This window comes from Alteromonas sp. MB-3u-76 (assembly GCF_002831605.1).
Lineage (GTDB): Bacteria > Pseudomonadota > Gammaproteobacteria > Enterobacterales > Alteromonadaceae > Alteromonas > Alteromonas hispanica.
Map to the genome: position 1 here is coordinate 825,680 of NZ_CP025115.1, position 24,242 is coordinate 849,921.

At 43.7% G+C, this 24,242-nt stretch carries 26 protein-coding genes and 2 pseudogenes; 10 read left to right on the forward strand and 18 right to left on the reverse strand.

What is annotated here, in order from left to right; all coding sequences use genetic code 11:
- Positions 1–10: 10 nt before the first annotated feature.
- Positions 11–1,177, reverse strand: a complete 1,167-nt coding sequence (locus CW735_RS03670) for a hydroxymethylglutaryl-CoA reductase (RefSeq protein ID WP_071978689.1) — start codon at positions 1,175–1,177, stop codon at positions 11–13.
- 74 nt (positions 1,178–1,251) lie between these two features.
- Positions 1,252–2,199, reverse strand: a complete 948-nt coding sequence (locus CW735_RS03675) for a transporter substrate-binding domain-containing protein (RefSeq protein WP_071981137.1) — start codon at positions 2,197–2,199, stop codon at positions 1,252–1,254.
- A gap of 314 nt (positions 2,200–2,513) precedes the next feature.
- On the opposite strand from CW735_RS03675, the gene rplM reads away from it, so the two are divergent.
- From rplM to CW735_RS03715, 8 genes are all read left to right on the forward strand, one after another.
- A complete protein-coding gene (rplM, locus tag CW735_RS03680; protein WP_071978690.1) occupies positions 2,514–2,942 on the forward strand; it encodes a 50S ribosomal protein L13 in 429 nt (142 codons plus the stop codon).
- Between the two features lie 12 nt (positions 2,943–2,954).
- Positions 2,955–3,347, forward strand: coding sequence for a 30S ribosomal protein S9 (rpsI, locus tag CW735_RS03685; RefSeq protein ID WP_071978691.1), 393 nt, complete (start codon positions 2,955–2,957; stop codon positions 3,345–3,347).
- Positions 3,348–3,750: 403 nt separating this feature from the next.
- On the forward strand, positions 3,751–4,380 hold the full coding sequence (gene petA, locus CW735_RS03690) for a ubiquinol-cytochrome c reductase iron-sulfur subunit (protein ID WP_071978716.1): 630 nt from the start codon (positions 3,751–3,753) through the stop codon (positions 4,378–4,380).
- 4 nt (positions 4,381–4,384) lie between these two features.
- Positions 4,385–5,650, forward strand: coding sequence for a cytochrome b (locus CW735_RS03695; RefSeq protein ID WP_100970952.1), 1,266 nt, complete (start codon positions 4,385–4,387; stop codon positions 5,648–5,650).
- Positions 5,647–6,381 (forward strand): cytochrome c1, encoded by a 735-nt coding sequence (locus CW735_RS03700; RefSeq protein ID WP_071978718.1) that lies wholly within the window; start codon positions 5,647–5,649, stop codon positions 6,379–6,381. Before CW735_RS03695 ends, CW735_RS03700 begins: the two co-directional genes overlap by 4 nt.
- A gap of 114 nt (positions 6,382–6,495) precedes the next feature.
- On the forward strand, positions 6,496–7,128 hold the full coding sequence (gene sspA / locus CW735_RS03705; RefSeq protein WP_071978719.1) for a stringent starvation protein SspA: 633 nt from the start codon (positions 6,496–6,498) through the stop codon (positions 7,126–7,128).
- Positions 7,125–7,592: a ClpXP protease specificity-enhancing factor gene (locus CW735_RS03710; RefSeq protein WP_100970953.1), complete on the forward strand. Its 468-nt coding sequence runs from the start codon at positions 7,125–7,127 to the stop codon at positions 7,590–7,592. The genes sspA and CW735_RS03710 overlap by 4 nt, the downstream gene beginning before the upstream one ends.
- Positions 7,593–8,191: 599 nt before the next feature.
- On the forward strand, positions 8,192–8,647 hold the full coding sequence (locus tag CW735_RS03715; RefSeq protein WP_232368356.1) for a LysR family transcriptional regulator: 456 nt from the start codon (positions 8,192–8,194) through the stop codon (positions 8,645–8,647).
- A gap of 99 nt (positions 8,648–8,746) precedes the next feature.
- Here the strand turns inward: CW735_RS03715 and CW735_RS03720 are convergent.
- A pseudogene (locus CW735_RS03720) lies at positions 8,747–8,866 on the reverse strand (potassium channel family protein); the annotation flags it as partial.
- Entirely contained in the window at positions 8,866–9,180 is a 315-nt protein-coding gene (locus CW735_RS03725) for a winged helix-turn-helix domain-containing protein (RefSeq protein ID WP_232368357.1), read from the reverse strand. The pseudogene CW735_RS03720 and the gene CW735_RS03725, both read right to left, overlap by 1 nt.
- A gap of 468 nt (positions 9,181–9,648) precedes the next feature.
- Here CW735_RS03725 and CW735_RS19830 point away from each other — a divergent pair, with 468 nt between their 5' ends.
- Both CW735_RS19830 and CW735_RS03735 read left to right on the forward strand, forming a co-directional pair.
- Positions 9,649–10,293, forward strand: a complete 645-nt coding sequence (locus tag CW735_RS19830; RefSeq protein WP_232368358.1) for a PEP-CTERM sorting domain-containing protein — start codon at positions 9,649–9,651, stop codon at positions 10,291–10,293.
- A 187-nt stretch (positions 10,294–10,480) separates the two neighbouring features.
- Positions 10,481–11,680, forward strand: a complete 1,200-nt coding sequence (locus CW735_RS03735; protein ID WP_100970741.1) for an IS4 family transposase — start codon at positions 10,481–10,483, stop codon at positions 11,678–11,680.
- 486 nt (positions 11,681–12,166) lie between these two features.
- On the opposite strand, the pseudogene CW735_RS20050 reads toward CW735_RS03735, so the two are convergent.
- From CW735_RS20050 to CW735_RS03805, 14 genes and pseudogenes are all read right to left on the reverse strand, one after another.
- A pseudogene (locus CW735_RS20050) lies at positions 12,167–13,667 on the reverse strand (transposase).
- A 222-nt stretch (positions 13,668–13,889) separates the two neighbouring features.
- The gene (locus CW735_RS03745; protein ID WP_100970954.1) at positions 13,890–14,618 is read right to left on the reverse strand and encodes a CBM9 family sugar-binding protein; all 729 of its coding nucleotides are present in this window, start codon (positions 14,616–14,618) and stop codon (positions 13,890–13,892) included.
- A 54-nt stretch (positions 14,619–14,672) separates the two neighbouring features.
- Positions 14,673–16,031 carry a magnesium transporter gene (mgtE, locus tag CW735_RS03750; protein ID WP_071978722.1) on the reverse strand — a complete coding sequence of 453 codons (1,359 nt, stop codon included), beginning with the start codon at positions 16,029–16,031 and terminating at the stop codon, positions 14,673–14,675.
- Between the two features lie 205 nt (positions 16,032–16,236).
- Complete coding sequence (locus CW735_RS03755) at positions 16,237–16,509, reverse strand: HPr family phosphocarrier protein (protein WP_071978723.1); 273 nt, start codon at positions 16,507–16,509, stop codon at positions 16,237–16,239.
- Between the two features lie 34 nt (positions 16,510–16,543).
- The gene (rapZ, locus tag CW735_RS03760) at positions 16,544–17,386 is read right to left on the reverse strand and encodes an RNase adapter RapZ (protein ID WP_100970955.1); all 843 of its coding nucleotides are present in this window, start codon (positions 17,384–17,386) and stop codon (positions 16,544–16,546) included.
- A 135-nt stretch (positions 17,387–17,521) separates the two neighbouring features.
- Entirely contained in the window at positions 17,522–17,968 is a 447-nt protein-coding gene (ptsN, locus tag CW735_RS03765; protein ID WP_100970956.1) for a PTS IIA-like nitrogen regulatory protein PtsN, read from the reverse strand.
- A gap of 13 nt (positions 17,969–17,981) precedes the next feature.
- Entirely contained in the window at positions 17,982–18,269 is a 288-nt protein-coding gene (gene hpf / locus CW735_RS03770; protein ID WP_032096336.1) for a ribosome hibernation promoting factor, read from the reverse strand.
- A 28-nt stretch (positions 18,270–18,297) separates the two neighbouring features.
- Positions 18,298–19,797, reverse strand: a complete 1,500-nt coding sequence (locus CW735_RS03775; RefSeq protein ID WP_100970957.1) for an RNA polymerase factor sigma-54 — start codon at positions 19,795–19,797, stop codon at positions 18,298–18,300.
- A gap of 77 nt (positions 19,798–19,874) precedes the next feature.
- Positions 19,875–20,600, reverse strand: coding sequence for an LPS export ABC transporter ATP-binding protein (gene lptB / locus CW735_RS03780; RefSeq protein WP_071978727.1), 726 nt, complete (start codon positions 20,598–20,600; stop codon positions 19,875–19,877).
- A complete protein-coding gene (gene lptA / locus CW735_RS03785) occupies positions 20,600–21,193 on the reverse strand; it encodes a lipopolysaccharide transport periplasmic protein LptA (RefSeq protein ID WP_100970958.1) in 594 nt (197 codons plus the stop codon). The genes lptB and lptA overlap by 1 nt, the downstream gene beginning before the upstream one ends.
- Positions 21,162–21,740 carry an LPS export ABC transporter periplasmic protein LptC gene (lptC, locus tag CW735_RS03790; protein ID WP_071978729.1) on the reverse strand — a complete coding sequence of 193 codons (579 nt, stop codon included), beginning with the start codon at positions 21,738–21,740 and terminating at the stop codon, positions 21,162–21,164. Before lptC ends, lptA begins: the two co-directional genes overlap by 32 nt.
- Positions 21,737–22,297 (reverse strand): 3-deoxy-manno-octulosonate-8-phosphatase KdsC, encoded by a 561-nt coding sequence (gene kdsC / locus CW735_RS03795; protein ID WP_071978730.1) that lies wholly within the window; start codon positions 22,295–22,297, stop codon positions 21,737–21,739. The genes lptC and kdsC overlap by 4 nt, the downstream gene beginning before the upstream one ends.
- Positions 22,298–23,275 carry a KpsF/GutQ family sugar-phosphate isomerase gene (locus CW735_RS03800; RefSeq protein ID WP_071978731.1) on the reverse strand — a complete coding sequence of 326 codons (978 nt, stop codon included), beginning with the start codon at positions 23,273–23,275 and terminating at the stop codon, positions 22,298–22,300.
- Entirely contained in the window at positions 23,275–24,231 is a 957-nt protein-coding gene (locus tag CW735_RS03805) for a calcium/sodium antiporter (RefSeq protein ID WP_071978732.1), read from the reverse strand. Before CW735_RS03805 ends, CW735_RS03800 begins: the two co-directional genes overlap by 1 nt.
- Between the last annotated feature and the right edge of the window lie 11 nt (positions 24,232–24,242).

The following is a 24,242-nucleotide window of genomic DNA, read 5'->3' on the forward strand; positions in this document are numbered from 1 at the left end:
GATTCAGTATTTATCGGTTTCTGCCCAACTTTTCATGGCTAGAAACCCATTCGTCAGCAACAACTGCTGATCCGAGTGAAAGCTCTCCACATAACACCGTCGCCGCAACTATCTCCGCAAATTTATTCACTTTCCCCTTCCCTGTACAACCTAACACTTCTAGGCATTCGTGCTGAGTAGCTAAACCAGTTCCCCCGCCGTAGGTAGCAACGATAAGAGAAGGAATGGTGACTGAGAAATAGTAATCACCATTAGGCAAAATTTCTGCATAGGTAAAGCCAGCAGAAGACTCTGCAACATTGGCGACATCCTGGCCGCAGGCAATGAACATTGCGGTAATGCCATTGGCAAAGTGGGCGCCGTTATTAACACTACCTGCCATAAACGCGCCCATGTTTGAGTACTGGCGTTGTTTAAAAAGTGCTTCCGGTGGACAGTGCATAATATCTGTCATTAATTGCTTAGGTAATGTAATTTCAGCAACTACTCGTTTCCCTCGGGTATGCAAAGAATTTAAATGAGAGTGCTTTTTATCTGTGTCCATATTGGCTGCTAATACAAAGTGTTCTACCTTGCCGGGGTAGTTCTCCAGTATCCAATCGCAGCCCGCTTTGGTTGCCCTGCTAACCATGTTCTGACCTGCCGCATCGCCACAGGTAAAATTAAAGCGAAGCCAGCGTAGTTTCGAAACCGCATGCTGCTCGATATCCCTTAACTGGCCAACTTTCGTCGTTTCTTCGCTAGCCTGCTTGATGGTATCAAAGTGCTGAATAACCCACTTTCCAAATGCTAATGCTTCTCTTGCGTCTGCAAATGCAAACATAGGAGCGCGCTGCATAGCGTCATCAATAACAGTTGTTGTAATTCCTCCAGCTTCTCGCGTTAAGCGCATACCTCTGCTGTAACTAGCCACCAATGTACCTTCTGTAGTGGCCATAGGAACATAAAATTCACCCTCTGCCGTCTCTCCGTTCACTAACATAGGACCGGCGAATCCAATAGGAACTTGGGCTACGCCAGTGAAGTTTTCTATGTTTCCAGCAAGTGATTCTGGCGAAATTGAGAAGTGACCCACGTTAGAAAGTGACGCTTTGGTTTGCGTTTCAATAAAATCTCGTCGCTGTTCGCTCATGGCTGCGGAGTAATCTTGAGTTGAAGAGCGTGGTATTTTGGGCATGAGCGTTCCTTTTTTTGTTTTAGGTATCATGAAAGCAACAGGGGTGTTTTGGAACTGAAAAACGGTTATATATACTAATCACTACTATCTATTGCTAGAGACATATAGCCTATCTCTTTTTCCATTGCTTTTACGGCAAGCTCGGGTGTATTAATCCAGTCGGCATAATTGAGCCGATAAGAAATAAGAGGATTATTTAACTTGTGCACAAGCCTATTGGTATCGTTAACGATCTCGTTGGCTAACTGGTGTGTCTCAATGCTATTGAATATTTGTGCTAGTTCGCCAGACTTAATTAATCTGATAAGCCCAAGACGTATCCTGTCCGCTAAGGCTTGTCTGTCTCCACGGACAAAAAAATACTCATAGTTAGGGTAAGAAAGTAGATGACGGCCCTCAATGGTGAGTTTTTTGCTGTTTAGCCGGCGTATACCATCGTGAATTTCAATGACGTTACGCGGGAATCCGTCAACAACATCACGTTCTACTAGCAAGTACATAGATGTAAACCATGTGCTCCAAGTTTCGCCTATTACACCAAATCCGTTGGCCTCAAGTATCGTAAAATCAGGCCAGTCAGCACCTTGAACAAATTGTTTTTGTTTAAGCTCATCAAGGGAGGTTGCGCGCTGAAACTCGGTTTGCTTAGCAGGGTTGACCACAAAAACGCGATGCCCAGAATAGCCTCTAAGAAGTGGTAAACGCACAGGTATGAGTTTTTCTTCTCGCGACTGGCTTGTAACGCTCCACATAACATCCGCTTTGCCATTGAGTAGAGTGCGCATTTGCCTGCTCTGCGACATGGGCTGTGGATGCAATTTTAGTGTGGTATCTCCGTATTCAGGGGTTACGTCAAGTGCTCTTTTTAATACCGTTATTTGGTATTCCCCGTAAGTATCATCAGCGAACGCGCGGGTTAGGACTACTGTATTAGCAGCCGACGAAGATGCGATAGCCGCGTTAGTTAAAGCAGTGCTTGCAGCGATGCTTAGTAGTAAAAATGCTTTGATGGCGATATTCATTATTATTTTTTTATTTTTTTATTTGTTTTATTTGGGTACTGGCAACTAAGTTCGAGTTGTATAAATTTAGAGCAGATAGACATTATCTTATGTTTTTGCAAAAGTCATGGTTTGATGCAGAAAAACTGTGCATTTTTTCACGGTAGGGGGTTCGCATTTGCTATAAAATCTGTATAATTCGCGCCCTGCCCAGTTACGCCCACCTTTGGGAAGGTGGAAGAATCAGCAGACTCGAAGGGGTCTACGAGTTGATTTTATGGTGATTTCTGGTGTTCAGAAATCAGTAACGACGATATTATTCGGGTGATATTTAAATGAAAACTTTTGTTGCAAAGCCAGAAACGGTACAACGTGACTGGTACGTGGTAGACGCCACAGACAAAACTCTAGGCCGTTTGGCTTCAGAAATCGCATTGCGCCTTCGCGGCAAGCACAAGCCAGAGTACACGCCTCACGTGGACACTGGTGACTACATTATTGTTGTTAATGCTGACAAAATTACGGTTACTGGCCGTAAAGCATTGAACAAAATGTACTATGCGCACAGCGGCTATCCAGGTGGTCTAAAAGAAACGAACTTTGAAAAACTGCTAGCTTTCAAACCAGAAATGGTTATCGAAAAAGCAGTTAAAGGAATGCTGCCAAAAGGTCCTCTAGGCCGTGCAATGTTCCGCAAAATGAAAGTTTACGCTGGTGCAGAGCACAATCATGCAGCACAGCAACCACAAGTTTTGGACATCTAAGGGGAAATCGACATGGCAGATACTCAATACTACGGCACCGGCCGCCGCAAAAGTTCTACCGCTCGTGTTTTCCTGCGTCCAGGCACAGGTAGCATTCAGGTAAACAAACGTGCTCTTGACGAGTACTTTGGTCGCGAAACAGAGTGTATGGTTGTTCGTCAACCACTAGAGCTTGTAGAAATGCTAGAAAAGTTCGACCTATACGTCACTGTAAAAGGTGGTGGTTCAAATGGTCAAGCTGGCGCAATTCGCCACGGCATCACTCGTGCTCTTATGGAGTATGATGAAGCGCTACGTCCAGCACTTCGTAAAGCTGGCTTCGTTACACGTGACGCTCGTCAGGTTGAACGTAAGAAAGTGGGTCTACACAAAGCGCGTAAGCGTCCACAGTTCTCAAAACGTTAATCGACGTTTTTTGTATTGCAAAAGCCCGGCTATGCCGGGTTTTTTATTGCTCGACAAAAAGTGCTTTAAACACTGCCCAAGATAAAAAAGGTTTAATTTCATTCTGTTTTCAACCTCAAAGGTAACCAATGCTCTGATTTTAGGCGACTATGAGACGTCTTACTTAAGAAAACGGAGAATTAAATTTATGTCTAAATTCCAGTAAAACCTTGTGTTTATAAGGGCTTTTCTTTTATCATTTGCAGTCGAAAAATTTAATAACTTTCGTGGTTTCGCCAATCAGTTGCTAAAAACTGTGCTTTCGCTATCACGACAAGCCATATGATGCGGTAATACAGGCGAGATAAAACCAGTATAAGCCTGTAAGATGGCATCATAATTATCCAAACCTGGAGAAATGTGGATGAGCAATGTATCTGTAGATGCAACAAAGTCTGCACAAAACGAAAATCAGCCTGAAAACAACACTCGTCGTCGGTTTTTGACCGTTGCCACGTCGGTTGTTGGTGGTGTAGGTGTCGTTGGTGCTGCAGTGCCTTTTATTGCGTCCTGGAATCCGAGTGCCAAAGCGAAAGCTGCTGGTGCTGACGTTGAAGTTGATATCAGCGGGATTGAGCCTGGACAGTTAGTACGTGTTATGTGGCGAAGCAAGCCTGTATGGATTGTACGCCGTACCCCTGAGCTATTAGAGGCGCTAGGTGGGCACGAAGATCAGCTTAAGGATCCAAACTCAGAAGCAGAGCAGCAGCCAGCGTTTGCGCAAAACCGCTTCCGCTCGTTGAAAGAAGAGTACCTAATATTAGTAGGTATTTGTACTCACCTTGGATGCTCTCCACAGCATCTAAAAGATGGTGCGTTTGCAGAGTACGTTGAAGGTGTACCTGAAGGCTTCTTCTGCCCGTGCCACGGTTCTAAGTTTGATATGGCAGGACGTGTATTTCAAAACGTACCGGCACCATTAAACCTAGTAGTGCCGCCTTATCAGTTCGTTGATGATACAAATGTCATCATTGGTTCAGAAGCGGAGGCTTAATGATATGAATGCTTTTCTAGGTTGGATTGAAGACCGTCTCCCAGTGGGACGCGTTGCAAATATGCACGCCATTCAATACCCAGCGCCAAAGAACATGAATTTTTGGTATGTGTTCGGGTTTTTAGCAACAATTGTTTTGGTAAACCAAATAATTACTGGTATTTGGCTAACCATGAATTTTGTACCATCAGCAGAGGGCGCTTTCGCTTCTGTTGAATACATCATGCGCGAAATCGACTACGGTTGGGTCATTCGTTACATGCACAGTACAGGCGCGTCGGCGTTCTTTATTGTTGTGTATATGCACATGTTCCGCGGCATGATTTATGGTTCTTATCAAAAGCCTCGTGAGCTTTTATGGGTGTTCGGTATGTTTATCTACCTAGCACTTATGGCTGAGGCTTTCATGGGCTACGTGCTACCATGGGGACAGATGTCTTACTGGGGGGCGCAGGTTATCGTTTCACTATTTGGTGCTATTCCGGTAGTAGGTCCAGACTTGGTAATATGGCTACAGGGTGACTACGTTATTTCTGGTGCTACGCTTAACCGTTTCTTCGCACTACACGTAATTGCATTGCCATTAGTTATCGTAATTCTTGTATTTCTTCATATCATTGCACTTCACGAAGTGGGCTCAAACAACCCTGACGGTGTGGCAATTAAGCACAAGAAGGGCTCGTTGCCAGAGTCTGAAAAGACTAAGTATGAAATCCACGAGTACTACACAAGCAAGTATGATATTGCTGACGACGTATTGCCGTTCTTCCCGCACATTGTTCTCAAAGACCTTGTGGCGTTCTGTGTGTTCCTAGCATTGTTTACATACGTTTTATTCTTTGCACCAGAAATGGGTGGTAAGTTCTTGGAGCATCCAAACTTTGAAATTGCTAACCCGCTGAAGACACCTGAGCACATTTTCCCTGTTTGGTACTTCACTCCGTTCTACGCAATTCTGAAAGCTGTTCCAGACAAGCTATTCGGTGTACTTGCCATGTTTGGTGCTATTGCAGCATTATTCGCAATGCCTTGGGTAGACAGAGGTCGCGTTAAATCATGGCGCTATCGCTGTGGCCTTCACAAAGTGAACCTGATTGTATTTGCAATTGTGTTCATCTTCTTGGGCTACCTAGGTGGTACACCACAAGAGAACTGGAAAATTATTGCATCTCAAGTAGCAACCGTTATGTACTTTGGTTTCTTCATTGCATTGTTCTTGTACAGCAAAAACGAAAATACCAAACCTGTGCCAGAGAGGATTCCTAAATGAAAAAGATGATGTGCTTTTTAGCATTTTTCCTACCTGGTGTTGCGTTAGCAGCAGGTGGGAATGTGCACCTAGACGAAGCGCCGATTGATTTGTCAGATAAGGCGTCGTTGCAGCGCGGTGCACAGTTGTTCATGAACTTTTGTTCAGGCTGTCACTCAATGAAATATCAACGCTATCAGCGTTCGTTTAACGATTTAGGTATTCCTGATGAGCTTGGCGAAGAGTATCTGCAGTTCACGGGTGATAAAGTTTCAGACTATATGACTCGCGCTATGCCTGAAGATGCTTCAGCCCAATGGTTCGGTGCGGCTCCGCCCGATCTTACTCTTGTAGCACGTGTTCGTGGTGAAGACTGGATTTACACGTACTTGCGCTCTTTTTATGTTGACGAAAGTCGTCCATTCGGTGTGAACAACACCGTGTTCCCTGAAGTGGGTATGCCGCATGTGCTCCAGCCTCTTCAAGGTACGCCAACGCGTACCTACGAGGAGCAGATGGTTGATGGTGAAATGGTAAAACGCTATGTAGGTATTAAGTCAGACGGCACAGGTTCAATGTCTCCTGATGAATACGACCAAGCAGTTGCCGATATCGTGAACTTCTTAGAGTACACCGGTGAGCCATCTAAACTTGAGTCACACAAGATTGGTAAGTGGGTATTAATCTTCATTGCCGTATTGTTTGTATTTGTGTACTTACTTAAGAAAGAATACTGGCGAGAAGTGCACTAATCGCACAGTTTTATGTATAATACCAAAAGGGGGCATCTCGCCCCCTTTTTTGGCATTTGTAATTCGCTCATGTTAACAGTGAGCTTTAACTTGTTTCTCGACGGAGGAAATTGAATGGCCGTAGCCGCGAATAAACGTTCTATTATGACGTTGTTCTCTGACACAATTGATATTTATAGCCACCAGGTTCGTATTGTGTTGGCAGAAAAAGGTGTGGGTGTTGAGATCAGCTACACAGATCCTAGTAACTTGTCTGAAGATCTGTTGGAGTTAAACCCATACGGTACGGTACCAACTCTTGTTGATCGTGAACTCGTACTTTACAAGTCTCACATCATCATGGAATACCTTGATGAGCGCTTTCCGCATCCACCATTGATGCCTGTTTACCCAGTTTCACGCGGTACAAGCCGATTGATGATGCACCGTATAGAGCAAGACTGGTATTCACTTGCAGCTCGGGTTTTCCGAGGTGAAGGTGACGTGGAAGCTTCTCGCAATGAACTTCGCGAAGCCATACTTTCTTTGGCACCGGTTTTTGCTGAAATGCCTTACTTCATGAGCGAAGAGTTTAGCCTTGTAGACTGCTATCTAGCACCACTATTGTGGCGTTTACCTGCTCTTGGCATTGAGCTAAATGGCGCAGGAAGTAAAGAAATCAACACATACATGAACCGTATCTTCTCTCGTAGCTCGTTCAAAGCATCACTGACTGATCAAGAGCGTGAGATCCACAATCCATTATGACATCTATGACGTCAAACCAGCCCTATCTGCTTAGGGCTTTTTATGAATGGATAGTAGATAACGATATGACACCCTACGTTGTGGTAGACGCAACTAACGAGTTAGTTGAGGTACCGCAAGAGTTTGTCAAAGATGGACAAATTGTTCTGAATGTTTCGCCGAGTGCATGCGTAGGTTTTAACCTCGATGTAAACGGTTTATCGTTTCAGGCACGTTTTGGTGGGCAACCTCGTCGTTTAAGCATGCCTTGTGAGGCTGTCATAGCCATATACGCACGTGAAAATGGCGCAGGTACAGTGTTCGCTACAGAGGAAGACATAGCGCGTTCAGACGCGCCCGAGTCTGAATCTACCGAAGTTCAGCAAACAGGGCCAACATCGTTAAGCGACGCTGACGATGTAGGTGCTAGTGATGCACCTGTACCGCCAAAGAAAGGTAAGCCTACGCTTAAAGTTATTAAGTAATCCTTACTAAAAGATTAGGATTAAATATTCAAAAAACCGCTGTATTTTCAATACAGCGGTTTTTTTGTGTCGCTAAACACTGCGCTAAATACCAAGCAAAATACTGAGCGAAAAAGACGGCTACAAACCGGCGCAAATAAAAAGGGCTATTTGCATTCTAAGGTTGGAAATTGAAAATTATGTAAAATGGCGGAAATTCCGTTTTGTGCAAAACTTGGTTGGGAATTTGTTGGTTAGCCAAGGGCAGTTAAAGACAAATTGCGGACCATCAAGATGTGAATATCAGATGTCCTATTTTTTGCCAATATCATACGGTGGATACCGGTTAACGTATCTTCGATTCAAATTCGAAGCAAACGCTTAAAAGCTAGGTCTTCGCATAGCATATAGACTGCCCGAAGTCATTATTGTAAAAGCAAGTTTAATGCTGTTTACAGGGCCGTATCGACATTAGCAATCTGTCTTTTTAATACCGCAACTACTAATAAATATGTTCAACAAAGAGGTTCGAATAAATCTATCATTGAGTATTCCTTTCTAGAAAGCTGTAACAACAAAAGCCCGCAAAAATGCCTTAAGAAAAGTATTAAAATTCAGATATGATAAGTATTTACATTGATGTTGAATCTGAATTTACTATGACACCAATTGACGGCCAACATTTTGATGAGCTAACAGCATTAATTGCTGTAGCGTCTAATGGCTCATTTGTAGCTGCGGGGAAATGTCTTGGCAGGCATTCTACAATAATTTCCAAGCGGATCGCTTCATTGGAACAGCGCTTAGGTGTGCGTTTGGTTGAACGTACAACACGTCAAGTCCAACTGACTGATGCTGCTAAACTCCTTGCTGACAAGTATAGAGTGGCAACTGATCTTATAATTGAAGCTCAGGATGAGGTAGTTAAAGAGGCCGCAGAGCTAAGCGGAAGGATTAAACTCGCATTTCCGGCCACAATGGGGCGTTTATGGTTAGCGCAACAAATACCCAGTTTTATGAGTATGTATCCTTTACTCGTCGAAAGTAATATGGATGGCGTTCACTGCATGCCCTGAGTATTCGTTATGAGTAAAGTAACTCATTACATCGAAGGTAAAGCGGTAATCATCTAATGACTTACGTACAATGTTCGTATGCAATGAGCACATAACCTAATACTGTTCAACCAGCTTTTCACTTTGGTCAATTCCTGTAACCGTGTGTCCCATATGAATTAACTCTAGACTGGCCGTTAAGCCAAACTTGCCAAGCCCAATTACACTAAAGTGCGACATTAATTAGCCTCCGGTTTGTCAACCGCTATTCGGTAGCCTTGTTTAGGCATTGTCTCTATTAAATCTTTCTCAAACGGATCTATCTTCTTTCTTAGCTGCCTTACAAGAATCCGGATGTAGTGGGTATCTTCACTGTGATGCAGACCCCATATTCTTCTCAACAATTCCTGCTGACTAATAAATGCCCCAGGATGTTTTGTAAGCTCATCAATAAGCTGAACTTCTTTTGGGGCGAGCACTATACTCTCGCCTTCAATGCGAAGACGCCGCTCGGTAATATCCAACTCAATCTTGCCAATCTTGCGTGTGGGCATTGTAGGCTCAACCACAGGATTGAAGTCTCTCAGTAGCACTTTTACACGGATTACAAGTCAGTTGCTCGGTGGTGAAAAGGTTTTGAATATACGGGTCTGTAGTGGCGTTTATATGTTGAAACACAATAAAATGCACCAGTTACTTTTAATCAATTACAGTAATGAAATTTTTGTTTTAGTTGTACTTAACTTGATGATTTATCTGTAGTTGACGGTAAAACCCAATCACCTAATTATGTCTTTATACTAAGGCTCATTCAATTGTATATGCTGTTAATTTAACTGGTTGATGAGTGTTTGGTTGTTTTACAGTGTTGCATCATTTGAATTTGTTTAATTTATCATCATATTGAAATTGTGCGACATTTTTAATGTGGCATGGAGTTTGCTTAATCTCAAAGTGCAAATAAAATACTACTTTAACTATTACCTACCAATAATAATGGTAAGGGATTAAAGGAATATCACATGAAATTTAAATTTTTTAATGCATTTTTAGCTAGCTTAATATTATTAGCCAGCAATTTGGCTAATGCCGGGATCATATATGACAATGGTCCGTCAGGAAATGCTGATGGTTGGAATTTCGGTAACCCATCATCGGCTGATGATTTTTTATTGACTTCTGATGCAATAATAAATGGAGTCACTTTTTGGGCATATTCTAACGATGTTTCTAATTTAGCTAATATAGGCTGGGGGATTGCCGAAGATTCAGGGAATACTCCTGGTAGCTATATAGCTACAGGTTTAGCAGCAAGTACATCTGTTGTGGACACTGGCTTTAATATATCTAGTCTTGACATATTTCAAGTGGACTTCTCCTTTTCCGGTGTGTCTTTAAGTGCTAACACAAGTTATTGGTTGGCCTTAGATTCAGGAGTGCTCGGTACAAATAACACCAGCGGATTCAGCGGTTGGCTGTGGACTAATGAGAGCGTAAAAGGAAGTAGCAGTGTTTACGGTGGTCCTACTAACTGGAATGTACCCAATGGTGCTGATAATGCGTTTCAACTACATGCTTCAGTAGACGTACCAGAGCCATCTACACTTGCTATTTTTGCATTAGGAATGATTGGTTTAGCATCATGTCGATTTAAGAAACAATTTTAATATAGTTTTTAAAACTTTATTATATAAAACACTGGTTGTAGTAATCAGTGTTTTTTTGTTTTTGGTGATTGGTAACTTAGGTCTGAGCTATCCCCACGAATAGTAAAATAAAGTCAAAGAGTTAGGGAACATTCATGGCATTTGGTGATCAGATCTTTCGCCAAAAAAAACCAACACAGAAAACACCATGAATGCACGCTCTATATTGAACAATCTTGTCTCTTTTGTCAGCCATAAAATGCATAAAACCCGCAAACAGGCCGTTGTCGCCTGTGTGCGAAGCTTGATTGAGAGCGGTTCGGCCACTGTGACCAGTATGGGGCGCGGTATCCGTTCCAATGCCTATGAGAAACACCGTATTAAGCGGGCTGACCGGCTGTTATCTAATGGTCACCTCCAGCGTGAAGTACCGTTTATCTATGCAATGATTTGCCGGTTATTTTGTACCTGTAAACATCCTGTCATTGCCGTTGACTGGTCAGATTTGGATAAGTGCAAAAAGCACTTTTTACTTCGCGCCGCAATTGTCGTTAAAGGGCGGCCTATTACCCTTTATCAGGAAGTGCATGATAGAAAAGCCAGTGCAAAAGCGACTACACATAGAGACTTTTTAGAGATATTGCACACGCTCTTACCGGATACCTGCCAGCCCATTATTGTCACTGATGCGGGCTACAAATCGCCGTGGTTTCGTGAAGTGCAGGCATTGAGATGGCATATTGTCGGACGTGTGCGAAAGCCACATTTATATTCGCTGGATGGCGGTAATGAATGGCAATCTATCGCTGAGCTTTATCTAAAGGCTACAACACGGCCCAAGCGATTTGATAACGCGCTTATCGTCAAGTCACGACCTTTTGCCTGTACCTTGGTGTTGGTTAAAGAGAAAGCGAAAGGTCGACGAGCGTTTAATGCCAATGGCTCGCGCCAACGGGATACCAATTCATTGAAATATGCTGATGGCGCAAGAGATCCGTGGCTACTGGCGACGTCATTGCCCTACCATCGTCACTTATCTAAACAAGTCATCGATATTTATCGCCAGCGCATGCAAATAGAAGAAGGCTTTCGGGATATGAAAAGCACGCGCTTTGGTCTGGGGTATGAAAATAATCGCAGCACAACCAAGACACGCATTACTGTTCTGGTCTTGCTTACCACACTGGCTTCGTTAGTGGCTGTACTGTTGGGCATGCTATTAGTTGTCAGTAACAAGCATCGACGCTTTCAGGCAAATACCGAAACAAAATCCGTACTATCCTTTCACTTTCTTGGCTTGAGAGCTTTTAACACCTCAATGCGATTTACCCTGCATCAGTGGAAAAAGACGATCCGCTGGCTTGATGAACTCACCGCTGAAGCTTGCATGAGCAAGATTACATGCTAAATTCGTGGGGATCCCTCAGAACTTAGGTGGTTTCATCACTAAAGGATACTTAATCCTTTGTTATCACTTGAATTCAGTGAATTAATTTCAAAATAGCACCACTCACCAACACTACTTGATAAAAAATAATCATTTTTCACCGTAAATACCGATGAATTTTTTAATTTTAAGGTGTGAAATGAAACTTATTGAATTGAAACCATTTGGTTCTATAAAACCAATTAAACCTAAGAAATGTCGTAAACCGATAAAACCAAAGAAACCACTCGAATATAAGAAAAATTAACGCTACGTACTACCCATTGTGTCAGTTGTATTTAAGGCTAGTTGCACGTGTGTCAAATGGGTGGTTTTCAAACGTCAGTGAAGTAGTTGTCGTCAAGATAGGCAATTGAACTGGTCTTTGGTACTGAAATCCGCAATGAGATATGTGAAAGCCCTGACCTCAACATTTTGCATGTTCAAGTGATGGTATGTTTTTGTGCTTCATGCGCCAAAATCGAAGTCGTGTTGAATGATATAGTCGCTGGATGTGGCAAAGTCCGGGGGAGCTCTAAGTGGCGGCATAAGAGAGTCGTTGTCAGCTTCCGTCAAATTTTGCTTGTCCAAATATGACAAGATTTTATTGATAACGCTGACGTCGGTTATGCAAGCAATGATCTTTACGTTAAATTTTTCGCAAACCTCGCATTGGGTAATGTCGATGTTGAATACGCGTTTCAGTCTTTGCGCCGGTGACCGGGTTACCAAGACATATTGCGGGAATGATACGGCTTTTCTGAATCTTTCAGGTGTTCTGCTAAACGAGGACTATTCTTACCACGTTGTGAAGCAGTCACCTCGGCACGAACTATAGCATTGGGAGCAAATACCCCATAAAACCTCGTGAGGTTAAGTCGAGGTGGTGGTATCAAAGCAACGAGTTTGCCGAGAAAATCCCGTGGAGAGAAGAACACGAGGGTCGTTCCGTCATTGTAAGGGGTCTTTAGTTTATACCTCACCTTACCTGAATCTGTAAGATTCAATCGTTGTTCACTTATGGCTGGTCTTGAGATGTATCTGCACAGGCGTTCCAATTTATCGGTTTGGTGACCGTCTGCGAATACGCCAGCATGTAAACTGAAACCGCCTATCTGGGCTAATTGTCCGTAGTGTTGTTTGTCTTTGGCGGGCAAGGTTTGTAAGGTAAATACTTTTTTGCCCATATCTGGCCCCAAGCAATACGATAACTAACCGAGGCCGCTTGCAAGGGCAATAAGCTATTTTCATCATCCATGGGAAAATCGAGAAAAGCATTGTCCATATCACGCTGAATGAGCCCGGCCTTCTCTAAATAGGCCGCAATGCGGTGGCTGATGTTGTCAACTATCTGTTCCATATCGCTATGGCTCGGCGCTTTGACGAGTTTGAATTTGGTTTGCCCTCGCTCTTCTGTAATAACGCCCTCGAGGAAGAGCATATGGAAGTGTATATTCAAGTTTAGCGCACTTCCAAAACGCTGAATGTACGTTACTGCACCCGTCTTGGCTTGCTTTTTCAAGTAACCTGTTCGATGGATGATGTCAGTTGAAATCGTGCGATGGATGATTTGCATGACTTTGCTGAGCTCTTTGGGATATCTGGCAAGTAGCAGCCTCAATGGGATAGGTAGACTCAACACCCACTGACGTATGGGATAGCCGTTAAGAACGTCGTCAACCAGTAACTTCGCACTCTCTGCTATCCGTCTTGCCCCGCAAATAGGGCAGAAGCCCCTACGTTTGCAACTGAACGCGACCAGCTTCTCATGTTTGCAGTCGTCACACACGACTCTGAGAAATCCATGCTCAAACCGACCACACTTTAGAAATTCTGCAAACTCTTTATCTACATGAAGTAGCAATGTCTTTCCTTGATGGGAAAGGTACTCCAGAAAATCTGGATAATATTGCTCAACCAATTGGTATAGCAATGTTTGCTCTGGCCGATGTCGTTTATAGGTATGCATGTTAATGGCTAACAATGGCGTCCTTGCCAGGGATTGATAGCCCAGATTGCAGATAGTTTTGTTGTTAGTCTACTGGTCTTTGAGATGGAAAGTTCATTGCTCCAAGGTCCGCTTCACGTACAATGCCGCCCCTCATACTTTAGATTCCAACCAGCAGCGCTTCCTCATTACTTTGACAGAAAAGCTGATTTCCAACCTTAGAATGCAAATAGCCATAAAAAGTTACCTTTTGGGCAGCAGTTTAATTTCACCAAATACATCAGCATCAATATATCCGCGATTTTTATCACCTTTTACAGGTTGTATTTCATGTGAACCCATAAAGTGCTCGCGCATTTCACTACCATCGTTGTCGCAGTAGGCCAGCATAAACCCAATAACTTGTTTTTCGCTCAGAGTAAGAGGGACATTTTCACCGTTTTCTTGATAGCTATTTGAATAGAGCTTTATCGCTACTTCCCAGGTAATGTCAAACGGCGCTTGCACAGATCGCTGCCATCGACTAATTAAGTGTTCGGTGTAAAGATGAGCCTGTTTGTCAGGCCCATAATCGGCCGCTTGGTTATCTAGACCAATATGGTATGCAAAGGCAGTGTGGTTAAACTGATGATTGCCACCCGAAGCGTCGCTGTCTATGAACACTTCAAGAGCATCGTCGTCCCAATATTTCACTGTTGGGTTAGGGTGGGTATCAACGAGCACATCATCACTAATATTTGCCTGCAAATACAGAAAGTTCTCATCCCATAATAAACGATAGCGCCCGTTAAAATCTGTCTCTGAAGAGGGAAGACTTCCATCCATTAAATAGGGCATAGGATGCCAAGTTGCATTGTTCCAGGCGCTCTCAGAGACGCCATCGATATGAATAGGTGTTGACGTGTAATTAACACCGGTAGCCATAAGCGACTGTGTAAAGAGCAAGCAAACAGTGAATAATGTTTCCTTCATAAATATCTCCATGCGAAACAGATGGGGGAGGCGATTGGCGTTTAAATAGGGCGGCTAGATTAAAAACAGGGTTGCGGTGCCCAAGAATGCAAAGATACCCACGACATCTGTAATGGTTGTTAAAATGACGCTTCCGGCGAGAGCGGGGTCTATCTTCAAGCGCTTCATTACCAATGGTAAAGTAGCACCAGCGAGTGCGGCGGCTATCATGTTAACGAGCATAGCAAACGCAATAATAACCCCAAGCATGTAATCTTGTTTCCACAGAGCAATTACTGAAGCTATCAGCACGGCCCAAATAACGCCGTTGAGCACACCAATGGCAATTTCTTTGCTTATTAACCAGCGAGAGTTACTGGCGTTTACATGGCCAAGGGCCATACCGCGTATTACTAGCGTTAGGGTTTGGTTTCCTGCCACGCCCCCCATACTGGGCACAATGGTATTGAGTATGGCTAAAACTGCTAAGGCGCTTAGTGTTGCTTCGAAGAGGTCGCTCACCATGGCAGCCAAAAGTGCTGTGGCTAAATTTACCGCTAACCATACCGAACGTCTTTTTGTACTTTGCATAACAGGGGCAAAGGTATCTTCGTCGTCGTCAAGACCGGCCATGCTCATCATAGAGTGCTCTGCGTCTTCACGAATAATATCAACAACGTCATCAATGGTTATACGTCCCACTAGACGATTTTTTTCGTCAACAACGGGGGCTGAAAGCCAATTGTAGCGTTCGAATAAACTCGCTACTTCATCATCTGGCATGTTGACTGGAATAGCTTCTGATTCCTCATCCATGACGTCCGATACTTTGTCGCTGGTATCGGCGGTTAATAGCCGAGTAACCGGGACAATACCCACCAGATTATCGGTTCGATTAACCACGTAAAAGGTATCGGTATTTTCTGGAAGCTCCCCTTTCAGGCGAATATACCTGAGTACAACGTCAATGGTGACATCTGGGCGCAACGTAATGGTGTCGGTGTTCATAATGAACCCGGCGGTCTCTTCACCGTAAGACAACGCTTGCTCGGCTCGCAAACGGTCTTGAGCGTCCATTGAGTCAAGAATGTCGAGCAAAACGGTTTCAGGTAAGCTACTGAGCGTCTCTGCTAAATCATCGGTGTCCATTTCCTCAAGCGCATCAACCACATTGGCCGGCAGCATTTTTGTGATTATGCCATTACGCACATCATCGGAGAGTTCTTCTATTATGTCGCCGTGAAAATCGCTATCGATTAACTCCCAAAGTTCGTCGCGGGTACGACTAGGGCTAGACTCGAGAATATGGGCAACATCGGAAGGGGGAAGCTCTAATAGTAGCTTTCTTACAGACACGAACTGACCGTTGCTTAATGCGTTGTTAAGCGTTCTCAGCTGAGTTTGTACATATTTAGAAACGAGAGCTTCTGCCATGAAGAGCAATTCCTAACTTACTAGATGCCCGAAGAAAACCTAATTTGGTGGCTACACAGAGACTATGTTGCGTGTTAATAGAATAGCGTACTTACCCTGTTGGTGTCATGACAAATACGTTGATTTGAAATACGTTTTTACGCGCTTGACGATAATAACAGCAGCTGTGAAAATTTAAGCAAGAAAAGCACAAAGCAGGCAAGTGTTATTCGTCTTCGTTAAATCGACCCTCTATGAGCTTTTCAATGGCCGCCAGAGCGGCTTCAGCGTCATTGCCCTCAACAATCACGTTTACCTGCTCACCCTGATGGCTTTCTAGCATCATAAGGCCAAGTACGCTGCTAGCATCGGCTTGTTTGTCACCTTTTTCGAGAATGATTTTTGCGTCAAATTGATTTGCTAATTGTACCAATTGAGTTGCTGCTCTTGCATGCAGACCAAGTTTATTGACGATTGTTAGCGTTTTTTCGATAGTCACAGTTTGTCTAGCTCTCTACTTAATGCGCAGGTTGTTAATTTAATTCTCTATGACGTATTTGCACGTCGGGATGAATTTCGCTGAATGTTTTTGACAACGTCTGAGCAATATAAACCGAACGGTGCTGACCGCCGGTGCAGCCTATAGCAACCGTGACATAGCTTCGGTTGTTTCTTTCCAGGTGAGGAAGCCAAGTGGTAATTAAATTTTGTATTTGCCATACAAACTTGGTTACAACGGGTTGTGAGCCAAGGAATACCTCTACCGGAGCATCGACACCGGTTAGGTGCCGAAGATCTGGCTCCCAATGAGGATTGGGAAGGAAACGAGCATCAAACACATAGTCGGCGTCTTTAGGAATACCGTGTTTAAATCCAAAAGACTCGAATACCAGAACGAGACGGGAGCTCTTCTTCCCTAAAATACGCTCGCGAATAATTTCAGCAAGCTGGTGAATAGTTAATTTATCAGTGTCTAAATACAGATCTGCGCGCTCAACAATTGGTGCAAGTAAGTTAGATTCTGCCTTTATAGCTTCCGACAGTGACTTGTTGAGTTTAGCGAGAGGGTGCAGTCGACGGGTTTCGCTAAAACGCTTCACCAGCACATCGTCACTGGCATCAATATAAACGATGGTCATAGACCAGGAAGAGGGCAGGTAGTCTAAAATTTCTACCAAATCGTTAGGGTTTTTAGGCAGGTTTCGCACATCTATGCTTACGGCTACCTGATCATATTCGTCTACTACCGTGTGAGTAAGGGTAGGTAGCAAGTTTACGGGAATATTATCTACGCAGTAATAACCCAAATCTTCTAGGGCCCTAAGCGCAACTGACTTCCCTGAGCCAGAACGACCACTGATAACAATCAGCTTCACCGATAATTCTCCCTAAAATTTTTTTATGTGCCAAAAACTAATTCAAAAACGATTTTTCAATTAAGCGCATATTCCAGAAAAGAGCAGCAACAAAGAGCGCGATGCTTCTCTGTGCTTTTCTGTGCTGCGTCCAATTTATACGCCAAGAGCAGAGATAATATCTTCGTTCGTTTTGGCTCTGCGTATGGCTTTTACCGTATCTTTATCGCTAAGTTTACCTGCAACAGTAGCCAGCGTTTGCAAATGGCCTTGAGTTTGTTCTTCAGGTACCAGTAACGCAAAAAATATGTCGACAGGCTTTTCATCAAGGGCATCGAAGTTGATTGCTGGGATACAGGTTACAACAATCGCCATTACTTGCTCTAATCCTGCCAAGCGGCCATGTGGAAGCGCAATGCCGTTGCCTATTCCTGTACTGCCTACTCGCTCCCGAGCCAGTAAACTGTTTAGCACAGTGACTTGATCTATGTTTTCATCACCTTGCGCTGCTATATCAGAAATAATTTCTAAAATTCGTTTCTTACTATTGCACTGAACCGCACACTCGGTGCGGTCCAGGCTTACGATGGCTTTAATGTCCATGCTTAATTATCTATTAATGTTTTTTCAGTTTTTCCTTATGCTTGATTACCTGCCGGTCGAGTTTATCCACCATGCTGTCAATCGCTGCATACATATCGGTATTTTCTGAGGATGCAAACACTTCAGCACCGCTAAGGTGCATAGTGGCTTCGGCTTTTTGATTTATTTTTTCTACGTTGAGGATGACATGGACATTAGAAATGTGATCAAAGTGACGCTCAAGTTTGCTGAACTTCGTATCGACATAATTACGCAAAGAGTCGGTGATTTCGACATGATGACCAGTTAGGTTGATTTGCATATTTCGTCTTCCTTTTAATATAGCGCCTTTAAATAAGGCTTTTGCGTTGGTTAGACGGGGGTATCGATAAAGACTCCCGGTATTTTGCTATTGTCCGCCGAGCGACTTTTATGCCTTGCTCTGCCAACAATAAAGCAATCTTGCTATCGCTTAATGGTTTGCTAGGCGTTTCTGCTGCAACCAGTTTCTTAATTAACGCACGGATAGCGGTAGATGAACACTCGCCGCCTGATTCCGTTGCCACGTGGCTGGAGAAAAAATATTTTAACTCGTAAATTCCTCGTGGAGTATGCATGTATTTTTGAGTAGTAACCCGTGAAATCGTCGATTCATGCATGTCTACCATTTCTGCGACATCATTGAGAACCATTGGTTTCATCATTTCGGGGCCGTGCTCAAAAAATCCCATTTGTTGCTGAACAATACAGTTAGCCACTTTCATTAATGTATCGTTTCTCGACTCTAAGCTTTTTATAAACCATTTGGCTTCTTGCATATGAGAGCGTATGAACTGTGAATCGCTACTATTTTTCGCTTTTCTACTCATCGCTGCATACTGCTGGTTTACACCCAGTTTAGGTAAGCTGTCTGGATTCAGTTCTACAGTCCAGCGACCGTTTTTCTTTGCTACCGATACATCGGGGATAACATACTCAGGCTCTTTAGTAACTAAAGCACTACCTGGGCGAGGATTCAAGGTTTGAAGCAAACGCATTGCCTCGCGAAGCTCGTCTTCTTTCAAACGACTCTTACGCATTAAGGTTCTGTAGTCTTTGCTGCTAAGCAAATCCGAATAGTCCTCTATCAGTCTTTTTGCCTCTTCCAACCAAGGGGTATCGTCGGCAAACTGACGAAGTTGAACCATCAGACACTCCTGTGGAGTGCGCGAGCCAGAGCCAATGGGGTCAAACATTTGAATACGTTTTAGCACGCACTCCACTTCGTCTAACTCTATCTCTTCTTCAACATTTTCGGTTTCAATATCTTCAAAATTAACGGCTTCTAATATTTCGTCTAACGTTGCCGTGAGATAACCCGACTCATCAATGGAGTCAATAATAGCAATGGCAATCGCTCTGTCAGTGTCAGAAAAAGGAGTGAGGCGCATTTGCCATAATAAATGGGCTTGAATATCTTCTGTGGTTTCACCCTGGAAAATTTGGTCATCATCGTTGTTTGATGGACCGGGAGCAGGTGCAGAGGAGGCAGAATAATATTCGTCCCATGTGCTATCGATGGGCAATTCATCAGGAAGGTCGTTTTTTTCAAGGGCATCACCAGACTCGATAGTGTCGCTAGACGCAGAAGCAGTGGCTTCGCTAGCGCTATCATCGTTGTCGATGTTGTTTTTTTCAGCTTGAGGCTCGTCGTTACCTTCTTCAATTTCTAAAAGAGGGTTTGAGTCTAACGCCTCCTGAATCTCTTGCTGAAGGTCGAGTGTAGACAGCTGAAGCAGCTTGATAGCTTGCTGCAGCTGTGGAGTCATCGTTAGTTGTTGACTAAATTTTAACTGTAAAGATGGTTTCATCTACGTCTTATATTTATGCTCTTCAGTGAATGTACCAGAGCGCTTGAGAAAAATGACAATTAGGTTACATACAATAACTATAGCCTGAATTGTTCGCCTAGGTATACATCCCTTACTTTTTGATTACTTAAAACCTGTTCCGCGGTTCCTTGCGCAATAAGTTCGCCATGACTCACAATGTACGCTTTTTCACAGACATCCAATGTTTCTCTCACATTGTGGTCGGTGATGAGAATGCCTATTCCTCTGTCGCGAAGGTGCTGTATTATCTTCTTTATATCATTAACTGATATTGGATCAACACCAGCAAAGGGCTCGTCGAGCAAAATAAATTCGGGTTTAGCCGCAAGTGCTCTTGCTATTTCTACTCTGCGACGTTCTCCACCGGAAAGGCTCATACCCACACTATTACGTATATGGTTGATATTGAATTCATCAAGTAGTGCGTCAGCTTCTTCTTCCTGTTGCTGAGAGTTCAAATCCTTTCGGGTTTGCAAAATAGCCATGATATTTTCATGCACAGTCAGTTTTCTAAATATAGACGCTTCTTGAGGTAAATAACCAATTCCACCGCGAGCGCGTTCGTGCATGGGCTGATGCGTTAATTCTTTATCGTCTATTAATATCTGCCCTTTGTCTGACGGAACTAGACCGACAATCATATAAAACGTTGTCGTTTTTCCCGCGCCATTTGGGCCTAACAGCCCAACAATCTGCCCTGTAGAGACTGACAGACTAACATCAATCACAACTTGGCGGGATTTGTATGCCTTAGCAAGATTTTTTGCACTAAGAGTAGCCATTACTGTTGCTTGCCTTTACCGTCTTTGCTTTTGTCTGTGTCATTATCACTGCCATCATCACTATTCGAATCGTCTTTTTTGACTTTTCTAATAGACTCTGGCGTGAATACCGTGGTAACGCGACCTTTACCATCTTCTTGATTGCCGCCAGTTGCTAATAACTGTTCAGTTATCATGTCAAAGGTAATGTTATCGCCCTTTACTTGGCTGCTATCTTGCCGTAATTCAGCGTTGCCGCTCAGTGAAATAGTGCGCTTTGCAACCTCGTAACGAATCTCGTTAGCTTGTGCCGATACTGGATTTCCATCTTCTAGTTTTTGCGAGTAGCTAGCAGGTTTACCTCGCGCGACAAAAATCTCACGACCACTGCCTCCAGAGGCAATAACTTCCACTTCGTCAGCTTCAATAACTAAAGAGCCTTGGGTAATAAGTACATTGTCTTTGTACAAAGCAGTTTTATTTTTCCCATCTATAAACTGAGAGTTCGAGCCAATCTCGATAGGAAGGCTAAAGTCCTTTTCGTTGGCAAGCACTGGGCCGGCGCATAAGACAAATATAGCGCTAGTTACTAGGAGAATACGTTGTATGTACATGGTCAATAAGCTCATATTTTTGTGTACGCAGGTTTGCGTTAAATCCATTGCTTTGAATAACGTACTGCATGCCACGTATTTCTACTGGTTGGTCTGACGTCATTTGTTTACTGTCTAAATTAATTTGAATATATTCAGTGGTGATTGTTTTGACAAAGTCATCCTGGCTTTGGTTCTCAATGTTGACCTTATTTTCTAGCTGGATAAGTTCGTTATTGTAAAGTGTTCCTTCTAATGCAGTAACCACCCACGGGGAATCTGCATCGCTGCTGTACAATGTATAGCTGGGTTGCTCAAAAGAAACAAAGCCCAACTGGTCATAATGCTCCATTGATGAAGCAAACACTTTGTGATTCAGCTGACCTTCACTGTTATACAAGGTTGTGGTTAAGTTTTTTGCTTTATAGGCTGGCTTGAGGGCATCGAGCCCTTCTGAGCTGGTTAGCACAGGTTCTTCTTCCATCCATGTTGGGATATACATCAGCATGGCGAGAATAAAAAGCGCAGAAATACTCAACCCAAGGCGGTTAAAGCCGAATGCGTTCATACGCTGGCCCCAAAAATACCGTTTTCAATTCCTTTAGCTTGTAATAGTGTGTCAGATATTTCTCGAACCGCGCCAAATCCGCCGGGCAAAGTAGTGATCCAGTTAGCTTGATTTTTGACATAGGGATGAGCATCTGCCACCGCTATTTTCACTTCGGCAAGTTCGTACATACCAGTGTCGGGCATATCATCACCAACAACAGCGATATTTTCGGGCGCTAGCTCAAGCTTGTTCATTAAATGTTTCAATGCATCAAACTTGTTCTCTTCACCTTGAATAATGTGAGCTACATTTAATGCTTTCATTCTGTTTTCGACAATGGCTGAGCGCCTGCCGGTAATAACGGCAACATTAATGCCGTGGCTAACAAGCGCTTTAACTCCATAGCCATCTCGGGTGTGGAATGCCTTCAATTCTTCACCGTCGTTGCCTAGGTAAATACGGCCATCAGAAAACACCCCATCTACGTCACACACCAGCAGTTTGATGTTTGACAATGCATCGAATAACACCGATGGCATGATGGTGTAAAGCGTTTGGGTTGGCGTGGTTTCCATTTATAAAACTCCCGCTTTTAGCAGCATGTGCATATTAAATGCGCCAACCGGAGTGTGCTCATCGTCAAGCACCATTAACGCACTAATTTTAAAGCTTTCCATTACGTTCAGTGCTTCAACAGCCAGTTGGTTTGGTGTTGTGGTTTTTCCGCCTACTGTCATCACGTCACTGACCTTAGCGTCATGTAAATCGACCCGGGCATCTAGAATTCGCCTTAAATCTCCGTCGGTAAAAACGCCGGTTAGCTTGCCAGACTCATCGACAATACCGGTCATGCCGAGCCCTTTGCGGGATATTTCAAGCAGTGCCTGCGCCACTGTTGCTCCGTTACTGGTAAGCGGTATGTCATCGCCCGTAAGCATAATGTCGCTCACTTTTAGCAAGAGTTTTCTACCTAACGAGCCTCCCGGGTGTGACAACGCAAAATCATCAGAGGTAAAACCTTTTCTGTCCAACAACGCTACAGCTAGAGCGTCGCCCATTACCAGTGTAGCGGTTGTACTGCTTGTGGGAGCCAGACCGAGGGAGCAGGCTTCTTGTTCCACGCTTATATTTAACACCACATTAGCATGTTGACCTAGTGTGCTTGATTCACTGTTGGTCATTGCTATCACGTTAACACCCAGCCGTTTTACCACGGGCAGCAGATTTATTAACTCGCTGGTTTCACCAGAATTAGAAATAGCTAAAAGCACGTCGTTTTTGCTTAACATGCCCAAGTCACCGTGATTAGCTTCGCCAGGGTGCATAAAAAACGCTGGAGTACCAGTGCTTGCTAGGGTTGCAGCTATTTTGTTTCCAATATGTCCCGACTTGCCCATGCCGCAAACGACAACTTTACCCAAGCAGTTGTAAAGCATGTTACAAGCATCGATAAAACTGTCGTCTAGTCGTTGTGCTAAATCGGTAATTGCACGAGCCTCAATATCGATAACTCGTTTTGCCGAAGCAATGTAATGGTGTTGTTTATTTGTCATTATCCAAACAGCCAAAATTGATAGCCCACAAAACAGGCTAAAAGAATTGCACCGTTAGTGCGAGATATTTTACGTTTGCCGATGAGGTCGAAGCTGAATAAAAACAGTAGCAAGGTTAGCCCTAGCATCACATACATATCTCTATTGTACACATCTGGGTCTAACAAGCCGGGTGCAATAAGCCCTGGCATTCCAAGTACGGCGAGTAGATTAAATATATTCGAGCCAATGATGTTACCTAGCGCTAGATCATCTTCACCTTTAAGTACGCCGGCAATACTTGCCGCAAGCTCGGGAAGGCTGGTACCAAATGCAATAATAGTGAGTCCGATGACTAAATCAGACAATCCCATATAACGGGCAATCTCTACAGCAGAGTCAACCAAGAAGTGGGCACTTAACGGTAAAAGCACCAAGCCCAAACCAATCCACACAAGGGCAGCGGTGTTTGATACCCCTTTAGGAATTTCATCTGCCGTCTCAGCAATGAGCGGGTCTTCCTTGTCTACCTGCAGCGAAAGCCACGCCATCATCGCTAACACGAAAACGAAAAGGCCAAGTAAAATAACGCCTTCATAAGATTTGAGTTCGCCGTCGAACATAAAGGCAATGGCAATTAACGAGATCACGACCAATGCTGGCAGTTCCCGCTTTAATGTTGTGGATGAAACAAGAAGTGGTTTTACTAGAGCGGTTATTCCAAGTACCAGTGCGACATTGGTTATATTTGAACCTAGCGCATTTCCGACTGCCGTATTCATCTTACCGTTAATCGAGGCAATGGCAGACACCACAATTTCAGGTGCAGAAGACCCCATGGCAACAATAGTCAATCCTATCATCATGGGTGAAATGCCAATATTTTTCGCCAGCGCGGATGCACCGTAGACAAATCGGTCCGCACTCCAACTTAAAACGATGAGTCCGATGATGAAAATAACAATGTTTAGAAGCACAACAACCTGTA

What these genes read in the sequence shown, in the direction of transcription:
- CW735_RS03675 (WP_071981137.1), bottom strand. Translation starts at nt 2,199, where the DNA reads ATGAATATCGCCATCAAAGCATTTTTACTACTAAGCATCGCTGCAAGC.
- CW735_RS03745 (WP_100970954.1), bottom strand. Translation starts at nt 14,618, where the DNA reads ATGAAGGAAACATTATTCACTGTTTGCTTGCTCTTTACACAGTCGCTT.
- CW735_RS03710 (WP_100970953.1), top strand. Translation starts at nt 7,125, where the DNA reads ATGACATCTATGACGTCAAACCAGCCCTATCTGCTTAGGGCTTTTTAT.
- lptA (WP_100970958.1), bottom strand. Translation starts at nt 21,193, where the DNA reads ATGTACATACAACGTATTCTCCTAGTAACTAGCGCTATATTTGTCTTA.
- sspA (WP_071978719.1), top strand. Translation starts at nt 6,496, where the DNA reads ATGGCCGTAGCCGCGAATAAACGTTCTATTATGACGTTGTTCTCTGAC.
- CW735_RS03800 (WP_071978731.1), bottom strand. Translation starts at nt 23,275, where the DNA reads ATGACAAATAAACAACACCATTACATTGCTTCGGCAAAACGAGTTATC.
- lptB (WP_071978727.1), bottom strand. Translation starts at nt 20,600, where the DNA reads ATGGCTACTCTTAGTGCAAAAAATCTTGCTAAGGCATACAAATCCCGC.
- ptsN (WP_100970956.1), bottom strand. Translation starts at nt 17,968, where the DNA reads ATGGACATTAAAGCCATCGTAAGCCTGGACCGCACCGAGTGTGCGGTT.
- CW735_RS03775 (WP_100970957.1), bottom strand. Translation starts at nt 19,797, where the DNA reads ATGAAACCATCTTTACAGTTAAAATTTAGTCAACAACTAACGATGACT.
- CW735_RS03715 (WP_232368356.1), top strand. Translation starts at nt 8,192, where the DNA reads ATGATAAGTATTTACATTGATGTTGAATCTGAATTTACTATGACACCA.
- CW735_RS03725 (WP_232368357.1), bottom strand. Translation starts at nt 9,180, where the DNA reads ATGCCCACACGCAAGATTGGCAAGATTGAGTTGGATATTACCGAGCGG.
- CW735_RS03735 (WP_100970741.1), top strand. Translation starts at nt 10,481, where the DNA reads ATGAATGCACGCTCTATATTGAACAATCTTGTCTCTTTTGTCAGCCAT.
- mgtE (WP_071978722.1), bottom strand. Translation starts at nt 16,031, where the DNA reads ATGGCAGAAGCTCTCGTTTCTAAATATGTACAAACTCAGCTGAGAACG.
- CW735_RS03695 (WP_100970952.1), top strand. Translation starts at nt 4,385, where the DNA reads ATGAATGCTTTTCTAGGTTGGATTGAAGACCGTCTCCCAGTGGGACGC.
- CW735_RS03700 (WP_071978718.1), top strand. Translation starts at nt 5,647, where the DNA reads ATGAAAAAGATGATGTGCTTTTTAGCATTTTTCCTACCTGGTGTTGCG.
- CW735_RS03670 (WP_071978689.1), bottom strand. Translation starts at nt 1,177, where the DNA reads ATGCCCAAAATACCACGCTCTTCAACTCAAGATTACTCCGCAGCCATG.
- rpsI (WP_071978691.1), top strand. Translation starts at nt 2,955, where the DNA reads ATGGCAGATACTCAATACTACGGCACCGGCCGCCGCAAAAGTTCTACC.
- hpf (WP_032096336.1), bottom strand. Translation starts at nt 18,269, where the DNA reads ATGCAAATCAACCTAACTGGTCATCATGTCGAAATCACCGACTCTTTG.
- CW735_RS19830 (WP_232368358.1), top strand. Translation starts at nt 9,649, where the DNA reads ATGAAATTTAAATTTTTTAATGCATTTTTAGCTAGCTTAATATTATTA.
- lptC (WP_071978729.1), bottom strand. Translation starts at nt 21,740, where the DNA reads ATGAACGCATTCGGCTTTAACCGCCTTGGGTTGAGTATTTCTGCGCTT.
- kdsC (WP_071978730.1), bottom strand. Translation starts at nt 22,297, where the DNA reads ATGGAAACCACGCCAACCCAAACGCTTTACACCATCATGCCATCGGTG.
- petA (WP_071978716.1), top strand. Translation starts at nt 3,751, where the DNA reads ATGAGCAATGTATCTGTAGATGCAACAAAGTCTGCACAAAACGAAAAT.
- rplM (WP_071978690.1), top strand. Translation starts at nt 2,514, where the DNA reads ATGAAAACTTTTGTTGCAAAGCCAGAAACGGTACAACGTGACTGGTAC.